Below are 23,446 nucleotides of genomic sequence, written 5' to 3' on the forward strand. Positions count from 1 at the left end.
CGGGAGAAGCTTGGCTTGAATGAACCGGCGCCTGTGCAATACCTCAGTTATATGAAGAATGTTCTTCAGGGCGATCTTGGAAATTCGGTTCGCAGCGGCCGTGCCGTCACGGATGAAATAAAGGCACGGTTTTGGACAACTGTGGAGCTGTCCTTTTATGCAACGGTCCTCGCCGTGTTCCTTGGATTGATTGCCGGCATCATTTCGGCTGTCCGGCATTATACATGGTCCGACGTTTCAATAATGATTGTCGCGCTTTTCGGCTTATCGATGCCGAATTTCTGGTTTGGACTCATGCTCATCCAATGGTTCGCGATCGGTCCGGATTGGATGCCGGACTTCATGAAAATGCGTCCGTCCGGCTGGGGGGATGATTGGCGACAGTTGTTTCTGCCCGTCATCACGCTTGGAACTGGAGGGGCCGCGATCATTGCGCGGATGACGCGTTCATCGATGTTGGAAGTTATAGGACAGGACTACATTCGGACGGCAAGGGCGAAAGGGATGGGGGAGCGTGTCGTCATTTATCGCCATGCGCTGAAAAACGCAATGATTCCCGTCATTACGGTTGTCGGGCTTGAGTTCGGCGGTTTTCTTGGCGGAGCCGTATTGACGGAATCGGTTTTTGCAATAAACGGCATGGGGCAACTGACAATCAATGCAATCCGGACGAGGGACTTTCCGATCGTTCAGGGGGCTGTCCTCGTCATTTCCTTCCTGTTCGTGTTTGTGAATTTGCTCGTCGATATATCGTACCGCATGCTGAACAAGCGGATTGATTTGAACTGATTCCTGGTTGAAAGGGAGGTGTCCTGAATGAAAACGGAATTACTGGAAGTGCGGGATCTCCGCACATCTTTTTATACGGATGACGGTGAAGTGAAGGCGGTTGATGGCGTGAGTTTCACCCTTCCAGAAGGGAAGACGCTTGGAATTGTCGGAGAGTCGGGTTCAGGGAAGAGCATTACCGCACTTTCGATTTTGAAGCTTCTTGCGACGAATGGAAAAATAATAGGGGGAGAAGTCAGATTCAAAGGGGAGGATCTTCTTTCTTTCTCTGATAAGAAAATGCGGGATATCCGGGGAAATGCGATTTCAATGATCTTCCAGGAACCGATGACGTCGTTGAATCCTGTGTTCACGGTCGGCCAGCAGATCAGCGAGTCGCTAATGGAGCATCAGGATTTGTCGAAGAAAGCGGCATATGTGAAATCCGTCGAATTGTTGAAGCTCGTCGGAATTCCCTCACCGGACAAGCGCGTGAAGCAATATCCATACGAATTATCGGGTGGGATGCGGCAACGTGTCATGATTGCGATGGCGCTTGCCTGCAATCCGGAAATTTTGATTGCTGATGAGCCGACGACTGCGCTTGACGTCACGATCCAGGCACAAATCCTTAGGCTTATCCGCGATTTGCAGAAGCGACTCGGCATGTCAGTCATCATGATTACGCATGACCTCGGCGTCGTGGCGGAAACATGTGAAGAGGTCGTCGTCATGTATGCGGGGCAGGTCGTCGAATATTCGGATGTCGTGACTCTTTTCCAGAAGCCGAAGCATCCGTATACAATCGGTTTGATGAATTCATTGCCAAGACACGATGTAGAGCTTGAAAAACTGGAGTCAATCAGCGGGAACGTGCCAAATCCGAAAGAGATGCCGATTGGGTGTAGATTTGCCCCGAGGTGTCCTGTTGCGACTGATTTATGCAGAAATGTCATGCCGGATTTGCTGAAGGATGAGGAAGGAAACGATGTGCGCTGCTGGATTTATTCTGAAAAATGGGAAGGCGAATCGGAGGTGATTGTCTATGGCGAAAAAAGAATTGCTCAAAGTCGAGGGACTGAAACAATACTTTCCGATTAAAGGCGGAATGATGGGACGCACGATCAACCACGTAAAAGCGGTCGATGATATTAGTTTTACGATTTATGAAGGGGAAACGGTCAGCATTGTCGGGGAGTCCGGCTGTGGGAAATCGACGACGGGCCGTGCGATCCTCCGTCTGGAAGAGCCGACGGAAGGAGCCGTTACGTTTAACGGCCTGGAACTGACATCATTGTCGAAGCGGGAGATGCGGAAGCAGCGCAAGGATTTACAGATCATCTTCCAAGATCCATATGCGTCCATCAACCCGCGCCAAACTGTGGCGGATATCCTTGATGAAGCGATGGCGATCCAGAAAGTGTTGCCCCCGAAGGAAAGAAGAACCCGCATAATTGAACTGCTGGAAACAGTCGGGTTGAATGAATACCAAGCGGACCGGTACCCGCACGAATTTTCCGGCGGTCAGCGGCAGCGTATCGGTATTGCCCGGGCGTTGTCGGTCAATCCGAAGCTTATCATATGCGATGAGGCAGTTTCCGCACTCGACGTCTCCATTCAAGCGCAAGTGCTGAACTTATTGAAGGATTTGCAAAAGGAATTCAAATTGACCTATTTATTCATATCACATGACTTAGGCGTCGTCCGTCATATTTCGGACCGGGTCATCGTCATGTATGTCGGAAAGATTGTCGAAATCGGCGATAAATATTCGATTTTCGAAAATCCGAAGCATCCATACACGAAGGCGCTGCTTTCCGCTATCCCAGTCCCGGATCCGACACGCGAAAAAAAGCATATCGTCCTCACGGGGGATGTCCCTTCGCCGATCGACCCGCCGACAGGGTGCCGTTTCCATACACGCTGCCCGTTCGCACAGGAAAAGTGCAAAATCGACGTGCCGGCATTGCGTACGCATGAATCGATGATCGACGGGCATAAAGCCGCCTGCCATTATGTCGAGGAAATTGAAAATGGCGAGCTGCGAGTGAAAGGGTTTGAGGAAGCTGTGTTTTAAACTGAATTGGCCTGAAAATTATAAGCGATTTACTGAATATTGCAAAATGTGCCCTGTAGAAAGAATTCTTTCTGCGGGGCTTTTTGTCGTTTCAAAAAAGTAGTTTAAGAAAAGTGTAAGAATCCATTTAGTGATATGTAAGAGCAGTTCACTACGATGGGATTGGTGAAAAATAAAGTCGAAGGGGATGGATAAGTTACGGTCATCTCAAAATAAATGACGTTTGTCAATGTCGAAGCCACGTGAAAGACTATCAACTGTAATGCAAGAAATAGGGAAGGAGTACCGTATGAAAAAAGTATATGTATTTATGTTAATGCTGTTGCTAATTGGGCAGACAATCTTGGGGCCGATGGCGACGGTTAGTGCGAGTGAGATTGATCCGCCGATCACTAGTTCAGATGAAGATAATAATGAAAATCCAGTTGATGATGGAGATCCAGAATCCGAAATCACTGAAAAGCCCTTGAGGGACGCGTGCGGTGAAGAACAGCAGGGTGGTGGAGAAATTGTGAGCAGTGGAGATACTGCTGGAATTGAAATTGATGGTGATGAGCTGGTTGAGGGAGTGGAGGATTGTGAACAACCGACTTCTTTAATAATGATGTCGGATAATGATCCTGTGGTAGATCCTTCAGTTATTCACACAATAACTCCGTCCATAAATCTATCAGATCCGAGTTACCGTCCGAAAATGGGTGATGAACTTTCATTAGAACTACAATTCACTTTACCAAGCAATCATAATTATGGAGAAGGTTCCACATTAACTTACGAGTTGCCTGAACCGCTGAAGGCTGTGAGTGGATCAGGCGATTTATACAATGGAGAGTTTCCTCCTGTTACGTATGCATCATTTGTTGTAAGTAACGGGCAAGTAGTCATCACATTTAATGATGAAATTCGTTTCCAAGGTAAAGAGGGCTCCGGTGGAATTGAAACAACTGGATACTTTAACATTCAAGCGAAGTTTGAGTCGGATAATAAAGAATTAGAGCAAGACCTAATATTGCCTAATAATGGTGTTAACGAAACAAAAAAATTACACTTCCAACCAACTGGAGGGGCGAAAGTTAAAAAAAGCTCTTCAGCTGATAATGGTGGCGCTAACAGTCGATTTATAAAATGGACAGTGGAAGTTAATACGGTAATGGACGACCTTGGAACGGGTGTCGAATTCACAGATACTCTTAGAGGGAAACATAAATATGACCCAACATCACTTAAAGTTACGCAAAAAACATTAGGTACCGACGGATCAGTAATTGGTGCAGAAACAGATGTTACGAGTGATTTTTCACCACTAAATGCTGAATCCAATGACTTCACATTGAGCCTAACAGGTAAATATGCTTATACAATTGAATATCAAACGATTCCCGACGACTCGGATGAAGCAGAAGAAACCTTAGGGAATACAGGCAACTTTAATGGAGCATCAGATCCACAATCAACAACAATCAAGTATGGTTCTCCTTTATCAAAGTCCGTTAGTAAAAGTGGCGAAAAAGCAAATTGGACGATAAAAGTAAATGAGAATCGTAGACCATTGGAGGCAGGTCTGACGATTACAGATACTTGGAAAACCAATGCGGATAAGCATGAACTTGTTGGAAATATCAATGTCAGTGACCTTACTCTCAATACTGATTATGAGGTGACTACTTCGGAAACAGGTTTCGTTCTAAAACTATTAAAATCTGTTTCAGATGAATTCACCATTACGTATACGACTAAACCGAAAGATTTGGTAACAGGAGATATTCCGATTAAAAATGAGGTTGTTCGCAGTGATCGGCAAAATGATAAAAAAAATGCAACAGCTTCTTACAGCCAGAATGTAATAACCAAGTCCAACTCAAACATCAATTATCAAAGCAAAACAGTAGATTGGACAATAGTATTGAACAGTGCTAGATACACAATGAGTAACATTGTTTTAGATGATGTTTTTGAAAAGCAAAATCTGAAGATTGTAGACGGCACATTTAAAGTAATGATTAATGGTTCAGAGCTTCCGTATGAGTTTACGGATGTGGATGGGACTACGTCTGGTGATAAAAAAGGTGGATTCAAACTTGAAATCGATGGGCCGATTTCTGATCCTATTACAATTACGTATACAACTGAATATGTTGTTCGAGGTGCAACTAACCTTGATACGTATACAAATGTCGGTAACCTCAAATGGGAAGCAGGCAGCAAAACCTATAATGTAAATGATATAACAAGCACCGTAGACATTAATAACCAGCAAAAAGGCAAAGGTTATAAAACAGGTAACTACAACTATGAGCATAAAAAATTCGAATGGAGTGTAGGAATTAACTACAACTTTGATGAAATTACAAATGCCATATTTACAGACACATTATCAGATTCCCAAGTAGTAGATCGTGATTCGATTAAAGTATACAAGCTGGATTTAACATCTGGCGGTGATGGAGTACCAGATGAAGAGAATCCTCTAAGTGAGGGCGCAGACTATACATTAACACCAGGTTCATTAGAAAACTCTTTCACAATTACATTCAATAAAGAAATTGTTGATGCATACCTCATAGTTTATGAATCTAGAAATAAACATGATTTCTATGCGCCAAACCCTAATAAGGAAACTGTGAAAAATAATGCGGAGCTTACAGGTACAACCCCGACAGGATCTTATTCAGGGAAATGGAATAGAGAGGTAACTGTTGAACACACAGAAAAACTAATTACTAAAAATGCATCACAAGTCAGTGGTTCCGCAAGGTTTAATTGGACGATGAATCTAAACTGGGGACAATCGACTCTGAAAAATGCGGTGATTACAGATACGATAGGTAACGATGATGAGGGGAATCCGAACCAAATAGTTAATAAAGATTCCTTCCAAATCTGCGAAATGAATTTCAAAGGTACAAATTCAGCGCCAAATCTAGGGACATGTCATGAACCAGGCACAGGCCTTTATGATATCTCTTTTGAAAATCTTAATGATCCAAATGCAACATTTGAAATTAATTTTAATCAAGAAGAACTAACAAAAGCGTATGTTGTAAAATACGAAACCTATTTCTTAGGTGCATCAGGCGAGACAGTTGTAAACAAGGCACATCTATCCTATGGATCGAATGATGAAACTAGTGTTACTGAAGATGAATCAAACTTTAGTAAATCATTCAACTTTTCAGGAGGTGCTGATGCAAAAAAAGGTCAGCTTGTAATCACAAAAGTTGACAAAGATAATGAAGAATTAAAGTTATCAGGTGCCGAATTTGAACTGTGGAGCGCAGAAACTGACGGATTTTTAATCGAACGAGTGTCCACCGACGCAGATGGTGTTTATACATTCCAAACTAAAGTCGGACAAGGTAACTATTATTTAGTCGAAACACAAGCACCAAGTGACTATAATTTGGAGGTATCAGAATATAAAAATCGGAAATTGGTCCCCATTAAAGACAATGGTGATCCGAAAACGCCAAATTATGTTGAATATTTAACTGTTAAGAATGAAAAAATTGAACAGTCATTTGAATTAGTTAAAACTGATTCAGATGGTAACCCGCTTGAAGGTGTTGAATTCGAACTTCGAATGAAAGATGCCAATGGACAATATATCATCGTAGACGAGCATAAGTCATTACTGTCAAATGACGAAGGTGAAATTTACATCGATGGCCTTGAACCTGGCGACTATCAGCTTATCGAAATAAAAACTAAAGATGATAGCTACTGGTTAGATAAAACACCGATTGAATTTACCATTGTAAAAGATCAGATGGCAATCAAAAAATTAACAATGAAGAACTATAAACAAGGCGAGTTAATAGTTGAAAAAGTCGATGCGGCCGATTCAACCATCTTCCTCAAAGGTGCTGTATTTGAATTAGTGAATAAAGAGGGTAATCAAATCTCTTATACTGCAACGACAGGTGATGACGGGATTGCCAAATTTACAGGTGTCAAATACGGATCTTATATTCTGAAAGAAATAACCCCTCCTCAGGAGTATGTCGGCATATCCGAAGACATTGAAATTGAAATCGATTCGCCGACAAAAGATTATGGTGCAATCCGCAACGAAAAAATCCATCAGGCTGTCAAATTGGTGAAAGTGGATGGCGTCAGCAATGAAACGTTAAAAGGTGCAGAGTTCGTACTATACGATGCTGCTGACGACAGCATTGTAACAGACAAAGAAGGAAATGAAATTCGCCGAACAACAGATGATCATGGTGAAATTACCGTAAATAACCTAGAGCCAGGAGAATATTACTTCCTTGAAACGAGAGCACCGGAACATTATTTCTTGGATACCGATGAAGAAAACCGAAAAACAGCAGCCTTTACGATCAACAAAGATCAGACGAAATTTACTGACGTGACGATGGACAACAAACGTGGCAAGGGTAGTCTCATCATTAGTAAGGAAGATGCTGCTGACGGCGCTAAACTATCCGGCACCGAATTCGAATTGACGAACAGCAGTGGCGATGTAGTTGGAGGTAGAAGGATAACCGATTCCAACGGGCAAATAGAATATACCGATTTACCTTACGACATATACAAGCTGAAAGAAACAAAGGCAAAAGCGGGTTATGTAATTGATGAGAAAGAACATACGATTGTTGTAAGTGATGCTGCTGAAGACGGCAAAGCATTCAGCAAAACGATCACGAACAAAAAGATTACTCATTCCGTACATCTTACAAAATACAATGCAGATAAGTTGTTGGTCCTTCCAAATGCAGTATTTGAGTTGCGTATGATGAATGAAAGCTTGCCTGAAGGGTATGAAGTTGTAACTACGATTGATCCTGAGAAACTCGTAACAGATGAAAATGGAAAGATTTATCTGGACGAGCTCGATCCGGGAGACTATCAATTCGTAGAGACAAAAGCTCCTTCTGGTTATTATGTGAATAAAGAACCGGTAAGCTTTACGATAACAGAGAACCAGACGGAAACAGTGGGTGTTGAAAAAACAAACACTCTAATTCCAGATCCGGTTTGGCCAGTAGAACCAGGTAAACCTGTGGACCCTGAAGATCCAGGCAAACCGGTAGACCCGACTGAACCTGGCGAACCAAACAGACCGGGTGAAGATCCAACCAACCCAGGCAAAGATCCAAGCAAACCGGTAGATCCGGATAAACCCGGCGAGCCGAATAGACCAGGTGAAGACCCAAAAAATCCAGATAAAGAGGATCCAACCGATTCCGAAAAACCGGGTAAACCAGGGGAAGAGAATCCATCAAATGTTCCAAATGATGAAGATCCTATAACAGAAGAAAAACCAATAACGCCAGGAAAGCCTAGCGACAAGGACGATTCCAACAATGGCCCAGCAGACAACCATAACGGCAATGTCAACAATGGAACGACAGACGGCCAACCTGATTCTTCCACGACAGGTACAGGAGACGTCGAAAGTGACGACGGTTCTAAAGTGGACGGTCAAAACGTGAATGCATCTGGAAAGGACACCCTCCCACAAACAGGCGAACAGCATTTGCTGTACATGATTATCCTTGGATTCGCCTTAATGGTAATCGGTGGTTTCATGGTCGTTCGTCGCAAGTCAGTTGAATAAGTAAAGGAAGAGAGGATGAGAACCTTGAAAAACAAAAAAGCGGTAGTTGGTATTTTGTTTTTGCTAGCGGGGCTCGTCCTCGTTTCTTTTCCGCTTTATGTGGAGTGGAACCAATCCAAAGAAGTGAAGGCAATGGAACAAGCCTTGTCGCTCATCGCTGAATGGGATGGAGTGGAGCCGGTTCCATTGCAGCAAATTGAACATCTAACGTTGACACAAGAGCAGTTGGACAATGTTATGGAACTTGAGATTCCCTTCATTCATATGAAACAGCATATTTTGAACGAAACGACCGATGAGAATCTCAACATCGCTCTTACGCAAATTAAACCCGATCAACAGCCGGGGGTAGGGAATTTCACGATCGCAGGCCACCGAGGGTATCGGGATGGACGTCATTTCAGCAATCTATCAAAGGTCCCGATTGGTGAAAAGATCCAGCTTCATGCAGGCGATAAGACGTATGTCTATGAGATTACGAGCAAAGAAGTCATTCAACCGACCTTCGTCGAAGTGCTGGATGATTCGGAAGGTAAAAATGAAATCACCTTAATAACTTGTACAGTTTCCGGCAAAGAGCGGGTTGCTGTGAAAGGCGAGTTGGTAGAGAGTATGGAGCGGAAATAGGAAAAAACTTAGGTGGGTCATTCCTTGTAAAGGGGATGGCTCATTTTTATTCTCAACTTATCGCCTTTGCTGATTGCTGAGTTGACGTTTTTTTAAGAGTCTTATAAGAAAGGACCTATATAATTGCATATACAAAGTATCGCAGCATGAGAAAGGAACTAGCGTATGGGTTTTCGTAATACTTGCATCTTGATTATCTCACTGCTCCTCATTATTGGAGTTGCTTCGAAAGTCACTTCAATGAAAAAGCAGGAAGGGGCGTTTGCAAAAAGTCAGTTGTCTGCTGAACAGTTTATTTTGGAACATTTTATGAAGAAGGATGGAAGAATCCAGACGGACCTGTTGGGACAGAGTGATGTCTATTTGTCTGAAACGGTCGGGTTATGGATGGAATACTTGCTTGCGAAAGATGATGTAAAACAGTTTGATCAGCAAGTACATGTGTTGGAAGAACACTTTTTAACGAAGGATTATTTAGTCACTTGGGAAGTAAGGGGAATGGCTTCAGCACCTGCCAATGCGTCCATTGATGATTTGAGGATCATGAATGCGTTATTCGAGGCGGGGAGGAAATGGAATAAGACCGCTTACACGAAGTTGGCTTTGAAGATGGGTGAAGGATTGGGCAACTATCAAATTAATGGGGGCTTGATGGTGGATTATATCGATTTGAAGTCGAAGTACCAGGGGACGACAATCACGCTTAGTTATATCATCCCCTCGGCGTTTGATTTTCTGAAGGAGAACAATTTCATTCCGCAACGGATATATGACGATACAGTCTCCTTGCTGGTGGAAATACCTTACACTTCCCTCGGTTTTTTCCCGAAAGCATATGATATAAAGACGAAACATTTTTCTTATGACGAAGAAGTGAACTTAATCGACCAATATTATATTGGTTATCACAGAGCACAGTGGGGAGGGGATGTAATGCCCTTGCTCGACTTTACAAAAGAGGCATTTTCAAAAGGGAATGGGAAGTTGTACGGCAGATATGATTCGAAGACGGGGACCCCCCTAGTCGATTACGAAGCACCTGCTGTGTATGCACTAGCCATATTAATGTGTTTGGAAATAGGAGAGGCAGATATGGCAAGGGCGTTATTGGCTCAGATGCAGACGTTGCAACAGATGGATGAAACAGAAGAGTACTACGGAGGCTATATTGACGTGCCAACTCTCGATACACACACGTTCGACAATCTACTGGCTTTGCTTGCGGAGAGGAAAGGAATCGATGAAGAAGTTTTCAGATAAGGGCAAGGGCGTGCTTGTCTCACTTGTTTTCTTGTTAATAGTCGTTCAGGTTCCGGCCTATTTGTTATCGCCATATGGCACGGTTGGTTTGTTTTTGATTGGCTTTTCCCTTCTCTTATTAGCTGTTGCCATAAGTAAAGGCCCGGTAACGGCATTATTCTGGTGTTTGCCCTATTTATTTTTACTTGGCACTATTTTGTTTTATAGTCATCTGTCAATCAACCGATTGCCGATTGCGCCAATCGGTATTCCATTACCTTTTTTCTTGGTATATGGACTATTGCTCATCGTTCTCATCATTATTGCAGGCAAAGTGCATGAGCAGTTTATGAATCAGCAAAAGCAGATTGTGCAGCTGCGCGAAAAGATCCGTCAATTCGTGGCTGTCGATCCGGAAACGGGTTTTGACAATCGTGAACGGATGAAGTTGGAAGTGACTTCCGAAATGAAGCGCATTGACCGATATGGCGGCGCATTTGTCCTCCTCTTCCTCCAAGTTGAGCATTATGAAGAGTTCGGCAAACTGTATGGCGAAAAAGAAAGGGTTCATGTGCTTTCGTCAATTGCTCAAGTCTTGCAGGAAATGTTGAGGATGACAGATCGGAAGTTTCGGTATGCCCGCGATTGCTTCGCCGTTGAATTAACGAATACGACCGATGCGTCATTGGAAACGGTTATCGAAAAATTACGCGAACGACTTAAAACCCACCAATTGCTGAACGGAAAGTATATTGATCTTTCCTTCCATATCGGATTTGTCTTATATGACGGGAGTTCCTTCAACGTCGAATACGAAGAGCTGTTGGAGAAAGTCGAAAGCGAGATGATCGCCCATGCAATTTAGAAAGTGGATACTGATTGGCTTTCTTCTCGTTTCAAGTTGGGGGGTTATGCAATCCCGATCAGATGCAGCAAGCGATAGCCTAAAACTGTTGCTCATCTATGCTGCCGAAGAGAATCGGGTGGATGAAAATGTGCATATGATTGATGCTACTTTTTCCGCCTTCACAACTGAACAGCGAGTCGTTTCCGTACAGGAATTTCAACCTGAACTTCTGACGGGGACGGATGCAGTTGTCCTTGTTGGAGATGCAAAGATGGACTTGCCAGCACCACTCATTAAAGCACTGGACGGGTACAAGGGGGATATGATTGCATTCGGATACAACGCAGACCAACTTCGGACATTCAAAGGGTGGGACTACCGGGGAGAGGTTGAATTGAGGTCGCTTGATGGTCACTCGCTAACTAAATCCATCTCTGCCGTGCAAGTTATCCCGCCTCAAGGAAGCGAGATTATCGTAAGTGGCAATAGTTTGAATGAAACGATCCCTTTCATTATCAAAAATGGACGGCTTTCCTATATAGCAGCAACTTCTTTTGCCACGGATGAAAAGATGCAGATATCGAAAGCGATGTATCCAATATTAGGGATAGACCCGCCTGATGTACATCCTGCCTATCTTCGGTTAGAGGACATTTCACCTGTTTCGGACCATCAGTTGGTGAAAGAGACTGGAGACTATTTGGCGGATCGGGGCATTCCGTTCTATATGGCAGTTATTCCGGTTTATGTGAACAATGAAACGGGCGAACAGATGCGGTTGTCTGCAAACCGAAAGCTTGTCGATGTGCTTAGGCATTTACAGGACCGCGGCGGCATCATTATTGCGCATGGCTATACGCATTCTTATCGGTACGAGGAAACCGGGGAAGGATTCGAGTTTTGGGACGATCAATTAAATCAAAAAATCACAACGGAGCGTACGGACAAGTTGCCGGCACCTTTACCTTCCCGTGAGTCCTTCCGTTCGCAAGATGAGTTTGATTCGTTCATGAACGAAGTTGACTTGATTGAGAAACGGTATATCGAACGTAAACACCGGAAAGCGATTGAAGATTTGGTCGATCTCGGCTTAATTCCGCTTGCGTTCGAAGCGCCGCACTACACAATGAGTTCGACAGGATACGGGATTACCTCGGATTACTTCACATCGATTTTCGGGCAAGTGCAATTAAGTGATGATAATTGGGGAGTGATGGATGCCCCGCTTTTTATTTCAACGCCTCAAATCTTATCTGGCATGACACTTTATCCTGAAACGATCGGTTATGCGGACCCGACAATGGCAGACCCTCTTCAAGGAGCAAGGGAATCCGTTAAACAATTGAAGGAAATTCCAGGCTCTGTAGTTGGCGGGTTTTATCATCCGTATTTAGGTCTTGAGTATTTGCCGGAGATGCTGGAGCTCATTTATTCGGTAGGGCCGATTGAATGGTTGGATTTGCGTACAGAGGAGCAGATCGTGAAGACGGACGATATACTCATCCATCAACAAGAGAATGGTGGTTTGAAGGTCCAATCCGAAAGGAACTACTGGAATCGGTTGGTTGAACGGTCGAAAGAGCATCCGCTGGAGGGGGCTTTATGGTTGATGGCCGTTGTAGTAGCGCTATTCCTAACTGCCTTCTTCATTTATATTGCAAGTTTACGTGTCGGATTGAAAAAAAGGCTGTTCAGAGAGAGGGAATCTATTGGCTAATATACTTTTTTACACGGCGCTCGTTCTGATCTGGGTCATGCTGTTATACCATATGTTTCTCATGCAAGGCGGCTACCGCCATTTCAAGACGTATGAACGTGTAATACCGAGATGGAAGGAAAAGATGACCGATCTGCCGACAGTCAGCATTTTTATCCCGGCACACAATGAAGAGGTTGTTATTGAACAAACTTTGAAGGCGATGTCCAGGCTTTATTACCCGAAAGACAAATTAGAGGTCATTGTCATTAATGATAATTCATCGGATCGGACGGGGGAAATCGCTGCATCATTTACAGTGAAATTTCCATTCATTAAAGTGATTGAAACGAAGCCGCCGAACAAGGGGATAGGAAAGTCCTCGGCGTTGAATGAAGCGTTGAGGCAAACATCCAGCGAAGTCATCGTTGTGTACGATGCAGATAATACGCCTGAGCGGATGGCGGTTTGGTATTTGGTCATGGGTTTGTTGAATGATAAAGAAGCCGCAGCTGTCGTCGGGAAGTTCCGTGTCACAAATGCAAAAAACACATGGCTTACAAGATTCATTAATATCGAAACGATCTGCTTCCAATGGATGGCGCAAGGGGGACGATGGAAATGGTTCAAAGTTGCGACGATACCCGGTACGAACTTTGCAATCCGACGGTCCGTGATGGAGGAATTGGGTGGCTGGGATGTGAAAGCACTGGCGGAAGATACGGAATTGACGGTGCGCGTCTATAATCTCGGGTATCGGATCCGTTTTTTCCCGGCCGCGATTACTTGGGAGCAGGAACCGGAAACACTGAAAGTTTGGTGGCGGCAGAGGACAAGATGGGCAAGGGGCAATCAATATGTCGTCCTAAAGTTCCTAAGCCAATTTTTTAAGCTAAAACGGAAGCGGATCATCTTTGACTTGTTCTATTTCTTTTTCACTTATTTCCTGTTCTTTTTCGGGGTCATCGTATCGAACGCCCTGTTTATCGTCAATATTTTCTACGATTTACATTTATCTGTCGGAAATGTGGCGCTCGTCCTTTGGGGGCTTGCCCTCCTGCTGTTTCTAGCAGAAGTCATGATTACGCTAAGTATCGAGAAGACAGAAATGAACCGCTCAAATTTTTTTTATGTCATTTTCATGTATTTCACGTATTCACAAATGTGGATCGTTCTAGTCGTCTATTCGCTAGGTTTGGAATTGAAACGGGTCTTTCTGCGACAGGAAGTTCGCTGGTACAAGACAGAACGATTCGAACAAAAACGGGGAGATGTCCAATGAATAAACGCACTATAAAATTGCTTCTACTTACGATTTGCCTACTAGGCAGCACAATGTTTCTCGGTCGTATAGCAAAGGCTGGATATGAGATCCAGTTGGATGAGCTGTCGATTGCTTCCACCGAAGAATCACGTAAAAATCGGCAAGTACTAACGAATATGCCGATCGAGTTGTACGGTCCTGTTGAGGAAAAGACTTTTTTCTACGAAGTCCGATCCGATATCGCTCCTGCCGGGAATGAAATCGTCCTGCATTTGAAACATTCGGAGCTACTGATCGAACCATCCGCAGTCACTATCAGTATTGACGAGGAAAATGTCCGCTCTATCCCTTTGAACAGTGAAACACTTACGAACAGAATTGTCATTCCGTTGACCGGCGATGCCCTTGCTAAAGGGTTTCATAGTGTGAAAGTGACATTTAACGGCGTCATTAAAGAAGGGGTTTGCGTCGATCAGGAAACGCCAGGGAACTGGCTCACAATCGGCATCGATTCTTCCTTGCGATTAAACGAACAAACATCGGAAAGTCCGTCGTTGTCGGAGTATCCAGCCTTATTCACCGAACAAGAAGGACAGCAAGTCACAATTGTCCTTCCGGATAATGCTTCGTTGCAAACTAGAGGTGCCGGAGCGGCGATCGGAGCGTATTTAAAGGGGAAGTCGGTAGGTGCAAATGGCATCAAGATCCTTCGGGAATCAAAAATCGGAACCATTACTGGAAATTTTATCGTCATCGGCACTCCATCTGAATTCACTTCTCAAACGATGAAAAGCTTATTTGCCAAAGGGGAAGTGGAGGTTCAAAAAGAAGGTTTGTCCCTGTCAAGGCACCGCGTTGCTAATAAAGGCGGGACGGTCGAGTCGTTGATCATTACAGCGCAGTCGCCTGACCAAATTGGGAGCCGGATCAGCATTTTATTGCAAGATCGATATAGTAAACAATTAGTGGGACAGAAGATGACTATCACGTCCATTCCTGAAAATGTGAGCGAAAGTGGAACAATCACTTTGAAAAAGTTTGGCATCGGGAATTTGACGTTCGATCAATCCACAAGTAAAAGTGACACATATTTTGGCTATGCTCCTCCACGAATGGATGCGAATCCTGCAATGGAGCTTCGTTTGCGTCGCTCTGATACGCTCAAGTATACATCGCAGGAAATTGAAAGCAGTCTTGTCGGCGAAGCGGTCGAGATGGTGATCTATGTAAATGATGTACCTTATCCAATCGATGTACGTTCCCTCGGTGAGGAGGACAATGGAATCTATTCCGTTCACGTGCCGATTCAAGAGGGAACCATCAAGGCGAACCGTTTGATTTCCCTCCGATTTGAAGTGAATGGATTGAAGAGAAAGAATCCGTGTCTCAGCAACAATGAAAATCGATGGGTCTATTTGTCGGAAGACAGTTACTTCACCTTTCAAGAAGGGGAGTCGATGAATGAGGAAACATTAGCTAGTTATCCATATCCGTTCAGCGATCCTTCTGAACAAACGCAAATCGTTTTACCGGCCGGAAAGAAAGTCGGGGATGATGAATTGATGACATTATTTGGTTCATTGACCGCTTTCGGGGGGGTGCCTGCCATCGAGTTAGTGGATGGTGGCCGATTCGACGGTAAGAAAGCGAGTCACAACCATTTGATTTTCATTGGAGGGCCGTCTTTCCATCCTTCATTGCGCGAGGTGGAAAAGGATCTCCTTGTTGGCATGGAAGAAGAGATTCCCACTTTTGAATCATTCGGTTTTCTTCAAGAAGCTGTCAAGCAGTACAGTTGGATGCAAGGAAATCCGTGGAGTGATAAAAAGTATGCAATGATCATTTTCAGTGGAGTAGGAGAAAATATGTCGCTTGTCGACGGTCACTTCCTTGAATCGTTAAGCAACTTGGAGGAACCTTCAACTGTCGCTATCCAGACAAAAGAACAGCATCTTTATACGAATGCAATCCAATTCCAAGAAGTGAAGGATGCTGTAAAATCGGTGAAAGCGGAAGAAAACGTAGATGTTTTAACGAAATGGTGGTTGATCGGCTTCGCGAGTATACTTCTTCTTGCGGTGGTTGTTTATGTAATCATGAAGAGAAAAGCACGGAAAAATAACCTTGAATTGTGAGTGAAGAACATCCTCCCTCAGTAAAAGTTTAAGTAATTTATAAGAACTTACACCTATAGTAATAGGTAGTCAATTACAGAGGTGAGTCGAATGTATAAAGAATTCATGTATGATAAAAGAACTATTCGGACAGTTCAACACGTCTTGAATCAAACATTTATGATTGTCCAACTGACAAGTGAAGCAAAAATTACGGATGTAAACGAGCTTTTCCTTGATAAGTTTCACTATACAGCGGATGAATTGGAAATGAGCAATTATTGGGATTTGGTAAATGATGAGAAAGCTGACTGGCCTGGGATCTGGAATGAAATTCAGCAAGGCAGCCAGTGGAACGGGGAGAGTTGTCTTGTTACAAAGTACGGCAAGTTCAAGTGGCTTGAATCGACGTTCATCCCAATTTTTTCTAACGGGGTTATCCAACAAGTACTTACATTGCATATCGATAAAACCGATCAAAAAAATGCGGAAAATTGGAAGCAACTTGCCTTTAGGCATGAATTGACACAACTGCCGAATCGAAGGAAATTGCTTATTTCAATTGATGAGTATATTTGCAGAGCGGAGCAGCACGGTACAAAATTTGTAGTGCTTTTCATAGATGTGAATCATTTCAAATTGGTGAATGATAGGTACGGTCATGCTATCGGAGATTTGCTATTAATCGAGATTGGGAAACGGTTCGTTCAACTGCCGTTTCTCGATGAGTGTCTATTCCATGTAGGTGGGGATGAATTTATTGTTCTACTCGAAGATCCCATTAATGTGGATTGTGTAATAGAAAGTATTTTTGTCGAATTCAACAAGGAATTCGAATTGGAAGGGCATGGTATTGAAGTTAGCGTCAGTATCGGGGCAAGTATGTACCCTAATGACAGTACGGATGCCCGGCGATTGCTAGAACTTGCAGATGATGCCATGTATGAGGCGAAAGGAAAAGTCGGAAATGCTTTTGAATGCTATAAGGACAGTTCTTTAGTGAATGAAGGAAATTTGAAGTGACATGTCGAATTTATTGAGCATGAAGAGAAAGAAAATCCTCATTCTGACAACAAGTTTTTTACTTGCCTTGGTGGGGCTTCGATTCCTATGGGCCAACCTTTACTACGATACGAATCTTCCGCAAGCTGAGGGAGGGGTGCTTGATCTACGCGGAGTTGACTTTGCGGATGATTCGATTCAGTTAGTCGGAGAATGGATGTTTTACCCATGGAGTCTTGAAAATAAGGAGCAGCCGGATAATGTGCCGGTATACATAACCGTGCCAGGTAAATGGCAAGAATCGCTCACCGATCCACCAACCGGGGAGGATAGGTCGTTTTTATATGGCACATATCGCCTTAGGATTGTAGTCGATAAGGTTAGAACGAATGAACCATATACGTTATATATAAAAGATATACGTTCCGCATCGACCGTTTTTATTAATGGAGAAAAGGTGATGGAGCAGGGAAAGGTTGCGACGAATGAAAGAGATTATATTCAACAAGTCCGACCTTTTAAAGTAACTTTCGATAGCGAAGTCGACGTTATTGATTTATCCATCCAAGTTGCCGACAATGGTCCGTCGACAAGAAGCGGGATGCAGATACCGATACAATTCGGGTATGCGTCCGCGGTTGAAAAAAGCCACACCGTCGCACTCATGTCTCAAATTTTATCCGTGAGCATCTTACTGTTGCATTTTGTTTTCGCCATCATTATTTACATCGGTTTTTCAAGAAGAAGCGAGTTATTGTATTTAGCCATTGTGTTTGGAAGCGCGGCGATGTCGATCCTTATGGATGATGATCGGATTTTACTTTATTTATTCCCATCCATTCATCCGTTTTGGTGGATGAAGCTCGTGTATTTCTTTTATGCAACAAGTATTTTATTCCTTGTACTTTTCTTCAAAAAGTTGCTTGAAGATGAGTTGAAAGCAACATCATTGCTTTCCCGTTTATATAGATTGTTGATTTTCCTCTATTCATCGTTTGTTTTCGTTCTTCTACTGGATATCAAGCCTGTCTCGGAAAAACTGTTTATATTATTCTATTTTGTGGGACCAATCCTCATTCCAATCAGTTTATTGAAAATCGTTTCGAAGGGGACGAGCGGTTCCATCTATTTGTTATTTGCAACGATTAGCATTGCGGTCAATGTAGTCTGTGCATATTTCAATACGATTGGATTGGTTGTTCTCCCTTATTATCCATTCAATATGATCATTGCTGTTATCTGTTTTGCTGTTTTTTGGTTCAAACAATTTTTTCAAACGGCCGAGGAAAGTAAGGCACTCGCGGCAAGGCTTCTGCGAGTGAATCAAAAGAAAGATGAATTCCTAGCCAACACATCACATGAATTACGCAATCCGTTACATGGAATTATCAATATATCCCAAACAATTTATGAGACGGAAAGCGAGCATTTATCCGACGAAAGCAAGAGGAATATGGAGACGCTTATTTCCGTCAGTAAGAGGATGTCCTATATCTTGAATGACCTATTCGATATACAGCAGTTGAAAGAAGGGGACATTCAGCTTACTGTCACGGACGTTGATCTTTCCTCCGTCGTTGCCAGCGTCGTGGACATGATGCGACTTATGACGGAGGGGAAGGATATTTCATTCAACATTCACATCAATGATGACTTTCCTTACGTAAAGGCGGATGAAAATCGGCTGTTTCAAATTGTGTTTAACCTTATTCATAATGCGGTGAAATATTCAGAATGCGGAGAAATTACGATTTCCGCCGAAATGGAAGGGGAGATGGCGAGGGTCAGCGTGAAAGATACGGGGATCGGGATCGACAAGGAAACGTTGAAATCGATATTCCTTCCGTATGAGCAGGCTGATTCCAGTATGACGGCTATGGGCGGGGGGATTGGTCTTGGACTAAGTATTTGCGAGCAGCTCGTTCGTCTTCATGGCGGCAAGTTGGATGTGCAATCGACTGTTGCCGAGGGATCAACTTTTTCATTTGTGATTCCTTTAGGGGATGAAAGGAAGGGATTGATTCCGAAACTTCCGGGGCTGTATCAGGTACCTGCCAAAAGTTTGGAATTGACTACAGGATTACAAATGGAAGGGCTGCCAAGGATTCTTGTTGTCGATGATGACCCACTCAATTTAACGATTGTTCAGCGCATTTTGATGGCATCTCAATTTGAGGTCTCGACATGCACGAGCGGGATGGCTGCCTTGAATTTGCTGAGTAAAGGCAAATGGGATCTCGTCTTGACAGATGTAATGATGCCTAAGATGTCAGGTTATGAATTAACGGAGAAAATTCGAGAACGATACAGTATGGCGGAACTGCCCATCATGATGCTGACCGCGCGCAGCCAGTTGGAGGATATTCAAACAGGATTTTATTACGGAGCAAACGATTATATTATCAAGCCGGTAGATAAGGTTGAATTGGTTGTGCGGGTGAGGGCATTGACAGATCTCGGAAAATCGATGTCGGACCGGGTGATGATGGAAGCGGCATGGCTGCAGGCACAAATTCAACCACATTTCCTTTATAATACGTTGAACACGATTGCGGCACTGAGTGAAGAGGACCCAGAGAAGATGGTGAAATTGATTAATGAATTCGGTAATTACTTGAATGCGAGCTTCACAACGAGGAACTTGAAAAAGCTCGTGCCATTGAAGAATGAGCTGGATCTCGTCCGGTCGTATGTATTTATCGAAGAGGAACGGTTTGGCGATAGATTGGAAGTCGAATGGCAGTTGGCAGTGGATGTCAACGTGCTTGTTCCTCCGTTTGCCATTCAGACATTAGTAGAAAATGCCATTAACCACGGGGTTCTGCGCCTGCCGCATGGTGGAGCTGTGAAAATTTCAGTTAACGAGAAAGATGGATCAGTTGTAGTCTCGATTGCGGATGACGGCGTAGGCATGGAGCAGGAGAAATTCCGGGAACTATTAGAGAAAACGGAGAGGCGAAGTAAAGGAATTGGTTTATTGAATACCGATAAACGACTGCAGCAACTATTCGGCAAAGGATTGACGATCACGAGCGAGCCCGGTGTCGGGACAACCGTCTCATTTACTGTTCCGGTATGAAGTAAGGTGCCATGTCTGACTTAACAGGTCAATGGCACCTTTTATCTATCCCTTCAAGATAGAATCGTACAGCTCGGTCGTCGATTGGTCCGGTAAAATGCCGAGATCCTCGTTGAGAAGGTCTTTCATTTCATGAAAAACTTTTACAGCCTCTCCGCGATTGCCGGCCTCCATATAAAAACGCATCAGTTGTTGGACGGCATGCTCTGAATAGGGATTCAGGGAGACAAGAAGTTGTAAATACTGCTGTTTTTTATTCAATAAATCTCGATCGGAGAAGAAATCAATCATCATTTGAAGAAGATGCAACAGTTTATGACGGATTGCATGTGCCTTCACAAGCGCCCACTCATATCCGTTGTTCTCCAAATAATCACCGTTATAATGTAGAACAATGTCTTCGAACATATCTATATTGCGATCTGTTATTTGCGGGTGGTTTGTTATGATTTGCTCGAATTGGTGTGCATCGCATTGGAAATTTTTGATTTCCAATACATAGCTTCCGTTTGAAAAAGTAATGGCATTCGGATAACCCATTGAATCCAATGTTTTTCGCAAGTATGATATTGAAGTATGCAATTGAATTTTTGCTTTCTGGTATTCCACGTCATGCCATAATGTTTCAATGATAGTATCCCTGTGGATAGGCTCTTGGAGGTTTGTTATGAAAAAGGCGAAAAGTTCCTTCACCTTTCCAGTTTTCCACTTCACGGGGGTGTTGTGATAGTATACGGCAAATTCTTTGAAGCAGATAATTTTCAAGGCATTGGAAGTAAGTGGCGCGTCTGTCTTTTGTAGGGATTGCATCTCTAGCTGTTCTTGGATCCGAAATATCGTTTTCTCCAGCCGTTCGGACATGATCGGTTTCAATAAATAATCAATGGAATGCAGTTCAAACGCCTGCACCGCATAATCCCTGTAAGCCGTGACGAAAACGATGAAAATATCCTTGTTCCAGTCGTTGATTAAGTCCGCCAAATCCAGCCCGCTTAACCCTGGCATCTCAATATCCAAGAATACAACATTGAAATCAAGATTATTCATTTCCTTCAGTACATCACGCGCATTCAAAAATGAACCGACAACTTCAACCGTCATAATCGATTGCAGCTTCTTCACCATATGACGTAAAGCGAGTTGCTCATCATCCACTACAATTGCCCGGATCATTATGAATCACCCCCATCATTCAAATAGGCAAGCAATATATTCCAATCATTATCTCAATTTTTTAAAGGCTATGCAAGGAGCAATGCCAAGGATTGGCACCAGGTAAACACTGTGCCAGTGGATCATTGAGTTTGAAAAATATCTGACGTACGGCTTTTCTTGAAAAAACACCGCCTATCATTTGACAGGCGGTGTTGCTTTATTTCACGGATGGTTCATCTTCCGGCATTTCCTCTTCATTCTGAATATCTTCACCCATCGTCTCATTCTGACCTTCATCATCTGGAACTTCATCATCCACTCTGAATTTACTAATTTCCATTTTCAATTCATATGCCAAATCGTGTAATGTATCCGTTGTTGCGACCATTTCTTCCATTGATGCAAGCTGCTCTTCCATGGAAGCTGCGATATTTTGTGTATGTCCGGACGAGATTTCCAATGAGTGGACGGTATCGTGTGTTGAAGCTAAAATCTGTTCGGAACCGGCTGAAATTTCTTGGACCGTTGATGAAACAGATTGAACATTATCCGAGATATTTGTGATTTTTGATAGGATGCTGCTAAATGTTTTTCCTGCATCATTGACGATGACCGTTTCACGTTCGACGTCGGAATACACTTTCGCCATTGCTTCTACAGATTGACGAGAGCCGTTTTGCATTTCAGTGATGAGCGCCCGGATCTGATTCGCCGAAGAGGCAGATTGCTCAGCCAAATTGCGCACTTCGCTCGCGACAACACTGAACCCTTTACCGGCATCACCGGCACGAGCTGCTTCGATTGCAGCATTCAAGGCAAGTAGGTTGATTTGATCGGAAATGTCGGTGATCATCCCGATGATCTTCTCGATTTCAGATGAACGGATATGCATCGTTTCCGTAATTTTCATCGATGCCTGAACGGATTCGTTGATGGTATGGATTCCCTCAATCGAGTCGGTGATTAACTGGCTGCCTTGTTCTGCTGCTTCAGATACTTCCAACGTCTCTTCCGCCACTTTTGAAGAAGAGTTCGCGATGTCCTGAATTCCCGCTGTAATCTGCTCGAGTGCTGTCAGATTTTGATTGGAAGCTGCGGAAAGCGATTCACTGGCCGATGATACTTCCTGCGCTGCAACTGTTGACTGGTTTACGACTTCACTCATCTGTTCGGCGCTGGACGCCAGTTCACTGGACGAATTTACGACATTGTCCGCCGCCTCATTTACATGCTTGATCATGCTGCTCAATTCATTTTTCATATGATCGAAACTATGGGCAAGCCGCCCGATTTCATCCTTGCTCTTCAATTGGATCTTTTGCGTCAAGTCGCCCCGCGCAATGACCTCAGTGAACCGAACCAATTCTTGAAGCGGTTTCGTAAGCTGTCTAGAAATAATGGAAGGAATTGCGACTCCAAGAATGCTGCCGAGTACAACAAGAGAAATACTCACGATGATGATGGTACGTTGTAGATCAGTGATTGACGAAGCATCCTGGCTCACAACGATGATCGAATCCGACTCCGGAATCGGATAATAAAGGGACTTATGTACACCATGTTCATCTTTGTAGACGCCGCTGAACAACGCCTCGCCCTTATCCAAGGCTCTATCATGATTCTCATTGAACGGCTGCTCCACTAAATAATCGGTCGAATCCGCGAAGGCAAGGAGCATATCTTCGCCGTCCACCTTACTGTGTATGGAAATGTTCTCCACACCATCCTTTTTCTTCACGCCATTAATGATATGTAAAAGCTGATTATGCGCATTCTTATCTTGCAAGGCGCGATTGACAAGTCGTCCCGTCACTTTCTCTTTCACATCATCCATCGCCGAGCTCAACGATTTCTCAAACTCCGGCATAACATTCACATCCACAATGCGCATCGACGTGTAATAAAACACAAAGCCGAACAGTATCGTGAGGAGATAAATAGGAATCAAAGTCCCTAGAACAATTTTCTTTCGAACGCTACCTTTTTGCCTAAACAAA

General features: G+C 43.6%; 14 protein-coding genes. 12 read left to right on the forward strand and 2 right to left on the reverse strand.

What is annotated here, in order from left to right; all coding sequences use genetic code 11:
* From AWV70_RS12635 to AWV70_RS12690, 12 genes are all read left to right on the forward strand, one after another.
* Nucleotides 1–789: ABC transporter permease (locus tag AWV70_RS12635; RefSeq protein WP_235588649.1), on the forward strand; the 789-nt coding region annotated here is incomplete at its 5' end.
* Nucleotides 790–816: 27 nt separating this feature from the next.
* The gene (locus AWV70_RS12640) at nt 817–1,869 is read left to right on the forward strand and encodes an ABC transporter ATP-binding protein (protein WP_060207593.1); all 1,053 of its coding nucleotides are present in this window, start codon (nt 817–819) and stop codon (nt 1,867–1,869) included.
* A complete protein-coding gene (locus AWV70_RS12645) occupies nt 1,814–2,845 on the forward strand; it encodes an ABC transporter ATP-binding protein (protein ID WP_060207595.1) in 1,032 nt (343 codons plus the stop codon). Before AWV70_RS12640 ends, AWV70_RS12645 begins: the two co-directional genes overlap by 56 nt.
* A gap of 289 nt (nt 2,846–3,134) precedes the next feature.
* Nucleotides 3,135–8,426 (forward strand): SpaA isopeptide-forming pilin-related protein, encoded by a 5,292-nt coding sequence (locus AWV70_RS12650; protein WP_060207598.1) that lies wholly within the window; start codon nt 3,135–3,137, stop codon nt 8,424–8,426.
* Nucleotides 8,427–8,441: 15 nt separating this feature from the next.
* Nucleotides 8,442–9,053: a class D sortase gene (locus AWV70_RS12655; protein WP_060207601.1), complete on the forward strand. Its 612-nt coding sequence runs from the start codon at nt 8,442–8,444 to the stop codon at nt 9,051–9,053.
* A 165-nt stretch (nt 9,054–9,218) separates the two neighbouring features.
* Nucleotides 9,219–10,313, forward strand: a complete 1,095-nt coding sequence (locus AWV70_RS23455; RefSeq protein WP_060207602.1) for a glycosyl hydrolase family 8 — start codon at nt 9,219–9,221, stop codon at nt 10,311–10,313.
* Nucleotides 10,294–11,157, forward strand: a complete 864-nt coding sequence (locus AWV70_RS12665) for a GGDEF domain-containing protein (protein ID WP_060207605.1) — start codon at nt 10,294–10,296, stop codon at nt 11,155–11,157. Before AWV70_RS23455 ends, AWV70_RS12665 begins: the two co-directional genes overlap by 20 nt.
* A 46-nt stretch (nt 11,158–11,203) precedes the next feature.
* Nucleotides 11,204–12,856, forward strand: coding sequence for a DUF2334 domain-containing protein (locus tag AWV70_RS12670; RefSeq protein WP_060207608.1), 1,653 nt, complete (start codon nt 11,204–11,206; stop codon nt 12,854–12,856).
* The gene (locus AWV70_RS12675) at nt 12,849–14,117 is read left to right on the forward strand and encodes a glycosyltransferase family 2 protein (protein ID WP_060207611.1); all 1,269 of its coding nucleotides are present in this window, start codon (nt 12,849–12,851) and stop codon (nt 14,115–14,117) included. Before AWV70_RS12670 ends, AWV70_RS12675 begins: the two co-directional genes overlap by 8 nt.
* Entirely contained in the window at nt 14,114–16,234 is a 2,121-nt protein-coding gene (locus AWV70_RS12680; protein WP_060207614.1) for a cellulose biosynthesis cyclic di-GMP-binding regulatory protein BcsB, read from the forward strand. The genes AWV70_RS12675 and AWV70_RS12680 overlap by 4 nt, the downstream gene beginning before the upstream one ends.
* A 90-nt stretch (nt 16,235–16,324) precedes the next feature.
* Entirely contained in the window at nt 16,325–17,236 is a 912-nt protein-coding gene (locus tag AWV70_RS12685; protein ID WP_060207617.1) for a sensor domain-containing diguanylate cyclase, read from the forward strand.
* Nucleotide 17,237: 1 nt separating this feature from the next.
* Nucleotides 17,238–20,294, forward strand: a complete 3,057-nt coding sequence (locus AWV70_RS12690; protein ID WP_060207619.1) for a hybrid sensor histidine kinase/response regulator — start codon at nt 17,238–17,240, stop codon at nt 20,292–20,294.
* 45 nt (nt 20,295–20,339) lie between these two features.
* Here AWV70_RS12690 and AWV70_RS12695 read toward each other — a convergent pair whose 3' ends face one another.
* Both AWV70_RS12695 and AWV70_RS12700 read right to left on the reverse strand, forming a co-directional pair.
* Entirely contained in the window at nt 20,340–21,467 is a 1,128-nt protein-coding gene (locus AWV70_RS12695) for a response regulator (protein ID WP_060207621.1), read from the reverse strand.
* 199 nt (nt 21,468–21,666) lie between these two features.
* Nucleotides 21,667–23,445 (reverse strand): methyl-accepting chemotaxis protein, encoded by a 1,779-nt coding sequence (locus AWV70_RS12700; protein WP_060207624.1) that lies wholly within the window; start codon nt 23,443–23,445, stop codon nt 21,667–21,669.
* Nucleotide 23,446: the final 1 nt, after the last annotated feature.

Origin of the sequence: Sporosarcina koreensis (assembly GCF_001531445.1) — a bacterium.
Taxonomy (GTDB): domain Bacteria; phylum Bacillota; class Bacilli; order Bacillales_A; family Planococcaceae; genus Sporosarcina; species Sporosarcina koreensis_C.

Coding starts and splice junctions, on each gene's coding strand:
- AWV70_RS12640 (WP_060207593.1), top strand. CDS start 817: ATGAAAACGGAATTACTGGAAGTGCGGGATCTCCGCACATCTTTTTAT.
- AWV70_RS12645 (WP_060207595.1), top strand. CDS start 1,814: ATGGCGAAAAAAGAATTGCTCAAAGTCGAGGGACTGAAACAATACTTT.
- AWV70_RS12650 (WP_060207598.1), top strand. CDS start 3,135: ATGAAAAAAGTATATGTATTTATGTTAATGCTGTTGCTAATTGGGCAG.
- AWV70_RS12655 (WP_060207601.1), top strand. CDS start 8,442: ATGAGAACCTTGAAAAACAAAAAAGCGGTAGTTGGTATTTTGTTTTTG.
- AWV70_RS23455 (WP_060207602.1), top strand. CDS start 9,219: ATGGGTTTTCGTAATACTTGCATCTTGATTATCTCACTGCTCCTCATT.
- AWV70_RS12665 (WP_060207605.1), top strand. CDS start 10,294: ATGAAGAAGTTTTCAGATAAGGGCAAGGGCGTGCTTGTCTCACTTGTT.
- AWV70_RS12670 (WP_060207608.1), top strand. CDS start 11,204: ATGCAATCCCGATCAGATGCAGCAAGCGATAGCCTAAAACTGTTGCTC.
- AWV70_RS12680 (WP_060207614.1), top strand. CDS start 14,114: ATGAATAAACGCACTATAAAATTGCTTCTACTTACGATTTGCCTACTA.
- AWV70_RS12685 (WP_060207617.1), top strand. CDS start 16,325: ATGTATAAAGAATTCATGTATGATAAAAGAACTATTCGGACAGTTCAA.
- AWV70_RS12690 (WP_060207619.1), top strand. CDS start 17,238: ATGTCGAATTTATTGAGCATGAAGAGAAAGAAAATCCTCATTCTGACA.
- AWV70_RS12695 (WP_060207621.1), bottom strand. CDS start 21,467: ATGATCCGGGCAATTGTAGTGGATGATGAGCAACTCGCTTTACGTCAT.